At 41.8% G+C, this 10,288-nt stretch carries 11 protein-coding genes and 2 pseudogenes; 6 read left to right on the plus strand and 7 right to left on the minus strand.

What is annotated here, in order from left to right:
* Together F6K38_RS28715 and F6K38_RS28720 are read right to left on the minus strand one after the other, a co-directional pair.
* Positions 1-257, minus strand: a 257-nt coding sequence (locus tag F6K38_RS28715; RefSeq protein WP_287358475.1) for a hypothetical protein, incomplete at its 3' end; no start/stop codon positions are given.
* 60 nt (positions 258-317) lie between these two features.
* Positions 318-662 (minus strand): annotated as a pseudogene (locus F6K38_RS28720) (Uma2 family endonuclease); the annotation flags it as partial.
* 266 nt (positions 663-928) lie between these two features.
* Here F6K38_RS28720 and F6K38_RS28725 point away from each other — a divergent pair.
* The 6 genes from F6K38_RS28725 to F6K38_RS28750 all read left to right on the plus strand — a co-directional run bounded on the left by F6K38_RS28725 (position 929) and on the right by F6K38_RS28750 (position 7,449).
* Entirely contained in the window at positions 929-2,239 is a 1,311-nt protein-coding gene (locus F6K38_RS28725; protein WP_008188144.1) for a DUF3326 domain-containing protein, read from the plus strand.
* A 53-nt stretch (positions 2,240-2,292) separates the two neighbouring features.
* Positions 2,293-3,474 carry a TauD/TfdA family dioxygenase gene (locus tag F6K38_RS28730; protein ID WP_008188145.1) on the plus strand — a complete coding sequence of 394 codons (1,182 nt, stop codon included), beginning with the start codon at positions 2,293-2,295 and terminating at the stop codon, positions 3,472-3,474.
* A gap of 18 nt (positions 3,475-3,492) precedes the next feature.
* A complete protein-coding gene (locus F6K38_RS28735; protein WP_008188146.1) occupies positions 3,493-4,335 on the plus strand; it encodes a TauD/TfdA family dioxygenase in 843 nt (280 codons plus the stop codon).
* Positions 4,336-4,368: 33 nt separating this feature from the next.
* Positions 4,369-6,123: a beta-eliminating lyase-related protein gene (locus F6K38_RS28740; protein ID WP_008188147.1), complete on the plus strand. Its 1,755-nt coding sequence runs from the start codon at positions 4,369-4,371 to the stop codon at positions 6,121-6,123.
* Between the two features lie 65 nt (positions 6,124-6,188).
* Positions 6,189-6,572: a cupin domain-containing protein gene (locus tag F6K38_RS28745; protein ID WP_008188148.1), complete on the plus strand. Its 384-nt coding sequence runs from the start codon at positions 6,189-6,191 to the stop codon at positions 6,570-6,572.
* Between the two features lie 133 nt (positions 6,573-6,705).
* Complete coding sequence (locus F6K38_RS28750) at positions 6,706-7,449, plus strand: CmcI family methyltransferase (RefSeq protein WP_008188149.1); 744 nt, start codon at positions 6,706-6,708, stop codon at positions 7,447-7,449.
* A gap of 242 nt (positions 7,450-7,691) precedes the next feature.
* Here F6K38_RS28750 and F6K38_RS28755 read toward each other — a convergent pair whose 3' ends face one another.
* From F6K38_RS28755 to F6K38_RS28775, 5 genes and pseudogenes are all read right to left on the minus strand, one after another.
* Complete coding sequence (locus F6K38_RS28755) at positions 7,692-8,432, minus strand: sulfotransferase-like domain-containing protein (protein WP_008188150.1); 741 nt, start codon at positions 8,430-8,432, stop codon at positions 7,692-7,694.
* A gap of 123 nt (positions 8,433-8,555) precedes the next feature.
* Positions 8,556-8,945 carry a hypothetical protein gene (locus F6K38_RS28760; RefSeq protein ID WP_008188151.1) on the minus strand — a complete coding sequence of 130 codons (390 nt, stop codon included), beginning with the start codon at positions 8,943-8,945 and terminating at the stop codon, positions 8,556-8,558.
* A 61-nt stretch (positions 8,946-9,006) separates the two neighbouring features.
* Complete coding sequence (locus tag F6K38_RS28765) at positions 9,007-9,498, minus strand: Uma2 family endonuclease (protein ID WP_008188152.1); 492 nt, start codon at positions 9,496-9,498, stop codon at positions 9,007-9,009.
* A gap of 53 nt (positions 9,499-9,551) precedes the next feature.
* Positions 9,552-9,971: pseudogene (locus tag F6K38_RS28770) on the minus strand (Uma2 family endonuclease); the annotation flags it as partial.
* 74 nt (positions 9,972-10,045) lie between these two features.
* Positions 10,046-10,288: DUF4351 domain-containing protein (locus tag F6K38_RS28775; protein WP_287358477.1), on the minus strand; the 243-nt coding region annotated here is incomplete at its 5' end.

A 10,288-nucleotide genomic window follows, 5' to 3' on the forward strand; every position in this document is an offset into this window, starting at 1 on the left:
AAGACCGCGCTGCCTCCCCAAGACCGCGCTGCCTCCCCAAGACCGCGCTGCCTCCCCAAGACCGCGCTGCCTCCCCAAGACCGCGCTGCCTCCCCAAGACCGCGCTGCCTCCCCAAGACCGCGCTGCCTCCCCAAGACCGCGCTGCATCGCTTAATATTTCTGAAGCAAGATCCTCTACAGACATTCGTTTTTTCGCCGCCGCTTTTATTAAAATGTCTTGAGAATTTTGACTGATTTTGATATTTGTTATAAACATATTCAATCCCTTTAAAACATTCAAACTTAATCTAATACTTGAGAAGAATAAACAGTCTTCTCAATCAAACTCAGGTGCCCAAACCTCAACAACAGGCAATTCCCACCCAGGAAGCAATTCCGGCACTTGCAGCACATCCCCATTCCCCAGCACAACTTTATCTCGATTGAGGCGATAAACCTCCATGGTGCGAGTCCTCGGATCCACTAACACCCCAACTTGAGTCCCCAATTCCAGAAATTGCTGGATTTTCCGGCGTAATTTAGCCAAACTATCAGTTCTAGATTTAACTTCAAACATCAAGTCAGGAACTAACTCCGCGTAACCTTCTGTGGTGCGAGGTAAACGTTCAGCTAGGATAAAAGAAGCATCGGGAGCGCGAACATCTCCATCTTCGTTTATCAAAACAGGGATTCACCCCATTCTGATCTGGTTTTTTTACAAAATTTAACAATTTTTTTTACCATGAAAATTAATTCTTAGGATACTATGGCTAAGTGGAAAACTTAGGAGGCAAGGAAATGAACGCTCAAAGATGGATTCCCCTAGGTTTTCTCCATTGCTGAATCAATGGGAATTAGACCTAATGAGTTAATTCGTAAGGCAGTCGATGATTAGGGTAAAATTCATACCATTGGCTGAATAAGTTGTTAGATAAGTAAATATAGAGAATGACCCAAGTCTATACCAAAGATTTTGAAATCCAATGCCCTCCCTCACAGCGCACCTGGAGAGAAATTTCCCAAAAAATTGCTGCGCTTCCCTTACCAGGTGTTCCCATTCGCTTGATTTTAACCAAGGTTGAAGGAGACACACTCACCTTTGAATCCAGCTTTATCGATACAGACAGAGAGCCGGTTTGGTCATCATTACTTGATATTAATATTCGTCAACGGGTTTCTAACCAACCATTTGTCGCAGTTAGTATTATTCCCACCGGAGTCAGAGCAGAAATTGGTGGTTTTGCGGGAGATGCTACTCCTAGTACCAATCTGTTAGCCTCCGCTTGTGACTATCTGGTCACCAATCCCAATGCCGTTACTGCGTCGGATATCTATTTCGGTCAGGATAATGTGCTTTATCTGGAAGGGAATCTGATTTGTCAGTTACTACTGGGTAATATTGGAGTGATTCCAGAAAAGCGCAAAAACATCGCAGCGATTATTGAAAAGCCAAGAGATGAGAGATTTTTAAATAATGTTATTAATGCTCTCAATGGCTTGCGCGCTGTGGGGGGAATTAATATTGATCCAGTAGTGGTAACTGGTGGCCCAGTGGAAACCGCCTGTACCTATTCCCAGTATGGTAATGCTTCCGGGGAATTTAAAGGTATGGACGAGTTGATGAAGGCTCTAGATGTGGTGGAAAGTTCTTCGGCTAGGGCGGTGGCTTTAATGACCACTTTGGAAGTAGACGATAAAATACGTCAAGCTTACTACCGAGGGGAATCTATCCCCAATCCTTGGGGCGGTGCGGAAGCAATTATGACCCACATGCTCACTAATTTTTATCCCTTTACTGCTGCCCATGCTCCCTTATTATTGGAGTGGGAACATACGGGATTTGGGAAATTAGTAGACCCTAGGGATGGAGCAGAATTAATTTCCAGTGCCTATGTTTGTTCCCCCCTCAATGGTTTAATCAATTCTCCCCGTCCGGTAAGGTTTGATACTCCCGTAGCCGCAGGGGAAACTAGGATATCGGTGGAGAATGTTTCGGCGGTGGTAATGCCAGAAACAACCGTGGGTAATATTCCGTTTTTAGCGTGTTTAGACCAAGGTGTGCCCGTAATCTTAATCAAAGATAATACCACTAAGTACGATATTACTCCTGAAAGATTGCAAATCGAAACTCAGGGCAACCCGATATATCGTGTCAATAGCTACATGGAGGCGGCGGGATTACTGTTAGCCTTACGTAATGGTATTGCAGTGGAAAGTACAATTCGCCCGATGCCGCAACTTCAGCCGATTTTTCTGTAGCAAAGCCTGAAACTTTATATTGTATAAAGCTTAGAGGAGTAAGTTTCATTTTCATGAATTGTGTTGAAAAATCCCCATTATCTTCATCATCTCAAAAGGTTCAAGTTCAATCTTGGCAGACTAGTGACAAAGGCATCGAAGTGGATTTGGTTTATAAAGTCACCAATAATTTAGATAGGGTAAGCTTACCGTGGATGTGGCTGCGAGATCACTGTCAATGTAGTGAGTGTTTCACTTCTAGTGCCCAGAGAGAATTTGATGTATTCATTGGCTGGGAGAGATTTAGCTGGGAAGACGTCCTTGTAGATACTGATACCGCAGGGCTGATAATTCAATGGCAGGATAATCACAAAAGTTACTTTTCCTATGATTGGCTATGGAGAATGCTTAATCTTGAAAACTCCGTAGCAGTAGATGAACGAAAATACTGGAGTAATGATTTACCAAGTCTTGATTATCGAAGTGTCATTGACACAGATATCGGATTAAGGCACTTGGTTGAACATCTCACCCAAGTCGGAGTCTGTAAAGTGATTGGTGCCAAGGCGAGTAAAGCTGAAGCGGCTCAACTTATGCACCGAATTGCCTATCTGCGGCAAAGTAGTTTGGGGGACATAGTCGAAATTAAACCATCAAGTAATTCCGACTATGATGAAACCCATCTTCATACCGATGGAGCTTTTAATTACGACCCACCAGGTATCAAACTGGTTCAATGCCTCGACCAAACTATTTCACCCTGGGAAATGATTTTTGTTGATGGTCTGGCGCTTGTTGACAGAATCAAAAGCGAAGCACCCCAGACTCTAAGTTTATTACAAAATAATACTGTTTCTTATCAGTACCTGAGGCAGGATATCAATCTGATTGCTTCAGATCCGATTGTGACCCTAGATAGTTATGATCGACTCAAGCGTATACGCTACAATCCGAAAGCACAACTTGCTGTTGCTGAGCAGGATTTGCCAAACAAACAAGCCTTGCAAGCTGCTTTGAAGCAGTTTGAGGCATGGGTTGAGGAGCAATCCCAACATCGAAAACTCAGCTTAAATCCAGGAGAAATGGTGCTGTGGGATAATTGGCGTGTCTTGCATGGTGGTAGTGCGATGGATGGGAATCATCACCTTGCTGTCTGTATGTCAAATATGGAAGATTTCCATAGTCGTCTGCGCGTAATTCAGAACAAATCCTATCAACGTCCAGTTCCCCAGGCTCGTGAAAAGAAAGGGGTTTAAAGTATAAAAATTTTAAGCATGACAACCTTAAGCACCATTGACAAAAGTTCGACTCCCAAAAATTTAATCCTCTGGACAGCCAACACATTTGCTAATGGGCTACCCACAGTCACTTTCAATGAAGTAATGAGTGAATCTAGGGGATTAAAAAAATGGTTAGAGAATATTGCCTGTTATGGTCTGGGAATGGTATCAAATACACCACCTAATCGTGAGTCAACCCGAGCACTGATTGAACGGGTAGCTTATATTAGGATGGATATCTTTGGCGGTTTTGCTGACTCCGATACTAGCGAACCCCATGCTGATAGCGCCTATTCCAATGGGTATCTGGCAGCCCACACCGATGGAACTTATTCCTACGACCCCCCTGGACTGATTGTATTTCACGTTCTCGATCGCGATTATATTGGTGGAGAGAGTATTTTCATAGATGGCTTCTATGCTGCCCAAACTCTCCGGGAATCATATCCTGACGCTTTCTCCTTGCTTACCAAGGTTGATATGCCAGGGCACTATTTAGAAGTTGATACCCATTTAGAAACAAGGCAACCTCTAATTAAACTTGATGCTGAAAACCAGGTAAAACGAATTCGATTCAATCACATGGATCGCGCACCTTTTTACTGGGGAGAACAAACGACACAGGTCTATGAGGCTCTTTGGGAATGGCGTAAAATTATTGATGACCCAGCCAATCAATATCGCTTTCGCCTCACTCCTGGAAATGTTCTCTTGTTTGACAACTGGCGTCTTTTGCATGGACGACTAGCTTATGAAGGGGAAAGACGCATGGTAAACTGCTATTTAAATATGGAAGACTTTGAAAGCCGACTGAGAATACTTAGAACCAATACTTAGAACAACTTTCTAGAGTAATACTTCCTATTAAAAATGCCGATGAATTCCCAAAGCGATCGAAAATCCCCAGTCAATTCCAAGATCAGAGGTCTGGCCTCAGATAATGAGGCTGGAGTCGATCCCGAAATTATGAAGGCTATCCTAGCCGCTAACCAAGGACACGCTCATGCCTATAGCGAAGATGAGTGGACGCGCTTAGCTATGGAACAATTCCATAGAAATTTTGGGGCTGATTGTCAGGTATTTTTTACTTTCGGTGGGACTGGTTCCAACGTATTCGCTTTGGCTTGTTTGTGTCGCTCTTTTGAAGCCATATTCTGTTCTAGTAAAGCACACCTCTACCATAGTGAATGTGGGGCTGTGGAGAATTTCATTGGTAGTAAGTTAGTTCCGATTGAAACCGCTGATGGGCATCTGCGACCTCAAGATATTGAAAGTTACTTGTATTGGCAAGAGGAGGTTCATGCCTCTATCCCTCGTGTGATATCCATAACCCAGTCCACGGAACTTGGAACGGTGTATCGTCCCAAGGAGATTTTAGCTTTAGTGGAATATGCCCATCAGCAGGGTATGAGGGTTCACATGGATGGCACACGTCTTGTCAATGCTGCAGCTTCACTTAATTGTTCCTTGGGTGCGCTAACGACGGAACTCGGTGTTGATGCTATATCTTTTGGTGGAACTAAAAATGGGCTTTTGATGGGAGAAGCAGTCATCTTTACTAACTCTGACCCCTCGTTATGTCGGAATTTTTCGGCTATCTGGAAACAAAGTATGCAGATGCCTTCAAAAGCTCGATTTATCGCCGCCCAGTTTTTAGCGTTACTCAAAGATGACCACTGGCTGCAAAATGCTAGCCATGAAAACAAAATGGCTAAGTATCTTGCTGAACAAGTATCTACCATACCTGAAGTTGAGATAGTATATCCTGTTGAGACCAATGCTGTCTTTGCGAAAATTCCACCTAATTGGATCGAAGCTCTGGTTAATGTTTGTCATTTTTATGTTTGGGATAGTTCTACTGGATTAGTTCGATGGATGACCAATTTCGATACTCAGCCGGAAGATATTGATCTATTTATCCGCAAGCTTTATTCTCTTTCTATGGCTTCGGTGGGATCTGAAAATGCCATTGCGTTAGAACATAAGATGTCCAGAGAACAAGGCAAAGATATTTCAGAAACAAGACCTTGGTTATCTATGATTTGTGATAGCCAAAGCACTGAGGAATTAAAAACTAATTACGATAGTTGGGCAAATACCTATGATGCAGATGTAAGAGAAGATTGGTCTTTTATGCCTGGCAACATAGCACGGACATTAAGCAAACTGCTTCCTAAGAAAGATGCCACAATCTTAGATGCTGGTGCTGGGACAGGGTTAGTGGGTGAAGCCTTAGCCCAACAGGGATATACTAATCTGACTGCTGCGGATTTGTCAGAAAAAATGCTGGCGATCGCTAAAGAGAGACAAGTATATCAAAGTCTGCATCAGTGTAATCTAGAAGATTCCCAAATTTTTAGCAATTCAGTAACTTTTGATGCTATTATTGCAGCAGGAGTTTTTGCTTATGCTCATGCTGGAGTTGCAGTTTTAAACAATCTATTCGGTATTTTAAAAGAGGAGGGAATTTTTTTATTAACCATACGGGAAGACTATCGCCGTAAAATGCAGATAGACTTAGATAAATTACCGTGGACATTAGTTAGTGAAGAGGGTTTTCCGATATATGACGAAGCCAAGTTGATGTATCTGCTTGCTTTAAAAAAAAGGAAACTTAATAACTGATATTAAGTCCAAATATACCATTTCTCTTTTAATGTGAGTAAATATCTAACATAACAGGAAAAACCATGAATAAATCAAAAATTAATCTAGGTTTAGAAGAATTAAAAAAAGAATGGGAACAAAAAGGTTTTAAATGCGAAATTTATCAAACAAATTCTGTGGAATCTTGGTCAAATCCAGGTCATAAAACTGACGAATTTATTATCCTTATAGAAGGAGAAATGGAGATTTATTTTCAAGGTCAAACTTACTATCCTCCCATTGGTGAAATATTCAAAATACCTGCTAAAGTACCTCACAAAACTAGATATGGAAATTCCACCTGTCTGTATTGGATCTATGCTTTTGATTGGCAGTGGAATGAAGATGGGGTTGGTATTGAAGAGGGGAAAATACGATCACCAAAAGTTAAATCGGGTGCATCTCATATTTGTAAAAAAGTGCCGTAGGGTGCGTGATAAGACGGACTCGCCAAGAAGCAAGCTGTAGCCAGTTTTGTGGAAGTACGTCCCGTAACGCACCACGAGGTCAAACTTCAAAAATGAGATGCACCCAGTTAAATCTGTTTGAGGAGTGATCCCAATGAAGAATCAAAGTGCTGATCAATTCATTAGATCTGATCAAGAAATCTCACAGAATAAAAGACTTGTCAAAATTTCTGATCGAGAAGATATCTGCTCCCTTCCCAAGGGGATTTGGAGACCTCTGACTGAAAACTATCATTTACAAACCTGGAAAGGGATACCAATGGACAAAAGTCCTATAGAAATTGCCCTTTATCCAATGCTGATTTACGAACTCCAACCAAAGACAATTATTGAACTTGGTGCAGATACTGGAGGAAGTGCAGTATGGTTAGCAGATCAGTTGAAGTTATTTGAGATTGAAGGTCTTGTCTACTCTGTTGATATCGATTTATCCTTACTTGATGAAAAAGCCAAAGCCCAACCCAAGATAAAATTTTTGGAAGGCGATTGTAACCAGATCGATCTGGTTTTATCGACCACACTGCTTTCTACACTTCCTCATCCTTGGTTAATCATAGAAGATGCTCATGTTAATTTAGTCGGGATACTGGATTATTTTCATAATAATGGGTTACAAAATGGAGATTATTTAATTATTGAAGACACAAATAAAGCTTTATGGGAGGCTTGGTCAGATTGGGAAGATCAAGAATTTATTGAACGGATGAAATGTAAGCTTGATTTACTCAAAAACTGGATGATTCAGCATCAAAATGAGTACTTAATTGATACTTACTATCAAGATTTGTTTGGTTATAACGGCTCGAAGAATTGGAATTCGATGTTAAAAAGGATGTAAATAACAATGACTAACAAATCTAGAATAAACGAAATAATAAACGATTTGCAAAAAAAGAGGTTTAAGTGTAAAGTTTCTATTGATGACTTAGAAGATTAGGTAGTCCTGCATAGTGATGCTGGGTGGGGGCTGAAACCCTCACCATACCGTTACCGATATCATTACAATGCACCACTACCCATTTCCCCTACGAAGGATAAAAACTACTCTTTTCATTGCTTAAAGTCTGTAGTTAAAAGTGGTTATTCAATCCGCAGTCGATGTTCATAAAGTCTTTGGTAATAAGGTAAACAGTAGTCATAGGCCTGCTTCAAGTGTTCATTGTTTTCAACACTAACGTAATTTTTTCTGTCCCTTTCTTTAAATTCCCGACTCGATTGTAAGTAAGTGTGCCAATCTCCTTCCCATGGAAGAGTCCATATTTTAGAGCATATCTTAGGATCCCATTTTAACGCTTGGGGCATAAACGGAATTCCTACAGCATCACAGTAAGCTTTAATCGTGGCCTCTGGTTTTTGTACCAAGTCATCTGAGTCAATGAGGGGGGGGACTTGTCCCAGAAAGGCTTTGGTGACTTCAAACAATTGGTAAAGTTCTGCATACCCAGTTTCACTTAAGTGGAAGTCAGGCCAACCGGCAAATAGAGAAGGAAGGCTTTTGGCAGGATGGCGAATAAGGAAAGTGTGGTTAAAGTGGGATAAAAAAGCTTCATCGGCTCGCTCGTAAATATATAAAGCCATATCTTTAATAAAGACAGGTTGGCTTTGAGCCTTATTGATTAGGTCTTGGAATAGGGGTTGAAAATTATAAGCTGGATTAATCTCAGCTTTTGCACAGCGATCAGATTTCCTTTCCTCGCTACCGAAATAGTATAGGCTAAAGGGTTCATGAAGAACAATAAAGTCTCCCCTTGCTTGCATCATCATTTTAAAAGCGGTGGATGTTGATCGAAAAGTTGTCCATAATACCAAAATTTTTTTCATGGCTAGATCTCAATAGTAGATGTTAGAGTCAATGCCTCTGTTACCAGAGGACAGTTTATAAGGAGCACGTCAGTTTAGGATCGTTCTGATTCCACCAAACAAAAATATGAGTGTCCATAAAAATCATAAAACCTCTTCAGAACTCTTCTCCATATCCCAGTCTTCTAGAGGGATAGCTGGCTCTTCAGGATCGGCATAGTATGCGTAGGGCTGCTTGTTTGCCAATGGTAAGATAGGATATTCCTTGTCTTGATGCAATAGCGAGTGGGGGAAACCCCCGCGTGAAGGCGCTGCATCGCTTTTGACTTCACCAATAGTGGCAATTCCGGAAAGCTTATTTTGAATAGCTTCATTGTCTTGATGCAATAGCGAGTGGGGGAGACCCCCGCGTGAAGGCGCTGCATCGCTTAATATTTCTGAAGCCATATCCTCTACAGACATTCGTTTTTCCGCCGCCGCTTTTCTCAAAATTTCTTGAGACTTTTGACTAATATTGACATTCGTTATAATCATATAAAATACCTTTTAAACATTCAAAATTAACGTAATACCTTAGAATAATAAACTGGTTTTATCAATCAAATTCAGGAGCCCAAACTTCCACTACAGACAATTCCCACCCAGGAAGTAATTCCGGTACTTCCAGCACATCCCCATCCCCCAGCACAACCTTATCTCGATTAAAGCAATAAACTTCCATGGTGCGAGTTCTCGGATCCACTAACACCCCAACTTGAGTTCCCAATTCCAGAAATTGCTGGATCTTCCGGCGTAATTTAGCCAAACTGCCACTCTTAGATTTAACTTCAAACATCAAGTCAGGAACTAACTCCGCGTAACCTTCTGTAGTGCGAGGTAAACGTTCAGCTAGGATAAAAGAAGCATCGGGTGTGCGGACATCTCCATCTTCGTTAGGTAAACGAAAACCACCACTAGAAGCAGTTACCCTGCCTAGTCTACGAGGTCGTACCCAGTTTGATAACTGGGCAACAATTGCAGCAGCTACTTGATCTGATTCTATACCTGAAGGACTCATAACAATAATTTCTCCAGCCACTAGTTCCATCTGATAATCAGGATGTTCAGCTTGCAGTTTTTCTAAGTCTTTTACTGTTAAACCAGTTGAGTCTTGGAGGTAACATCCACTTCAATGGCTAGATCTGGCGGTGGGTCAAGGGTAAGATCGACGCGCCCCTTGTCTCGGATTCTAGCGTGGTTTTGGATGTAGAAGCATTGATCCGGTTCAATGCCACTGTCCATATTTTCTCCCTTGAAGGTAGTGGAACCAAAGCACTCGCAGTCGATTTCTAACTGATCAAGCAAAATTTTAACCAAATCACCGAGCAGTTCTTTATCGACTTCGTGTTCTGGGGTAGGCATTCTGATTTCTAAGGTTCCGTGGCTATAGGCAATACGGGCAGAGCGATGTTCCCCTAGTTCTTCTAGAACAGACTCAAATTCAGCCCACTCTAGGTTATGAATCAACAGTCTTTGGCCTGGGGGAACGGTAAGTTGTTGGAGTAGGAGAGTAACAGCCATACAGTAATCGGTTTTGATTCCCAATTTTTCCAAGAGGTCTAGTCTGATTTTAGGCAACTAAGGCATAGCTACCGTTAGTTAGAGTGCTCTTGGAGCCAGTTGAGTAAATCCTCACTGGTCTTAAAATCCCAGATTGCTTCTGATAAGCGTTCTAGGTCTTGGGAATTCAAGGCTTCAAGCAATGCGAAGGCATTACTTGTTAGTTTTCCAAAGCGGCGCTCAAGCTGTCGCAATAGTAAGCTTCTTTCACCTTCTAATCTGCCCTCTTCTCTGCCCTCTTCTCTGCCCTCTTCTCTGCCCTCTTCTCGTCCTTCTTC

It is taken from the genome of Moorena sp. SIO3B2, from assembly GCF_010692525.1.
GTDB lineage: Bacteria > Cyanobacteriota > Cyanobacteriia > Cyanobacteriales > Coleofasciculaceae > Moorena > Moorena producens.

Bases quoted from the DNA above. Each gene is read 5' to 3' on its own strand.
- F6K38_RS28725 (WP_008188144.1), top strand. From the start codon at position 929: ATGACCCAAGTCTATACCAAAGATTTTGAAATCCAATGCCCTCCCTCA.
- F6K38_RS28730 (WP_008188145.1), top strand. From the start codon at position 2,293: ATGAATTGTGTTGAAAAATCCCCATTATCTTCATCATCTCAAAAGGTT.
- F6K38_RS28735 (WP_008188146.1), top strand. From the start codon at position 3,493: ATGACAACCTTAAGCACCATTGACAAAAGTTCGACTCCCAAAAATTTA.
- F6K38_RS28740 (WP_008188147.1), top strand. From the start codon at position 4,369: ATGCCGATGAATTCCCAAAGCGATCGAAAATCCCCAGTCAATTCCAAG.
- F6K38_RS28745 (WP_008188148.1), top strand. From the start codon at position 6,189: ATGAATAAATCAAAAATTAATCTAGGTTTAGAAGAATTAAAAAAAGAA.
- F6K38_RS28750 (WP_008188149.1), top strand. From the start codon at position 6,706: ATGAAGAATCAAAGTGCTGATCAATTCATTAGATCTGATCAAGAAATC.
- F6K38_RS28755 (WP_008188150.1), bottom strand. From the start codon at position 8,432: ATGAAAAAAATTTTGGTATTATGGACAACTTTTCGATCAACATCCACC.
- F6K38_RS28760 (WP_008188151.1), bottom strand. From the start codon at position 8,945: ATGATTATAACGAATGTCAATATTAGTCAAAAGTCTCAAGAAATTTTG.
- F6K38_RS28765 (WP_008188152.1), bottom strand. From the start codon at position 9,498: ATGGAACTAGTGGCTGGAGAAATTATTGTTATGAGTCCTTCAGGTATA.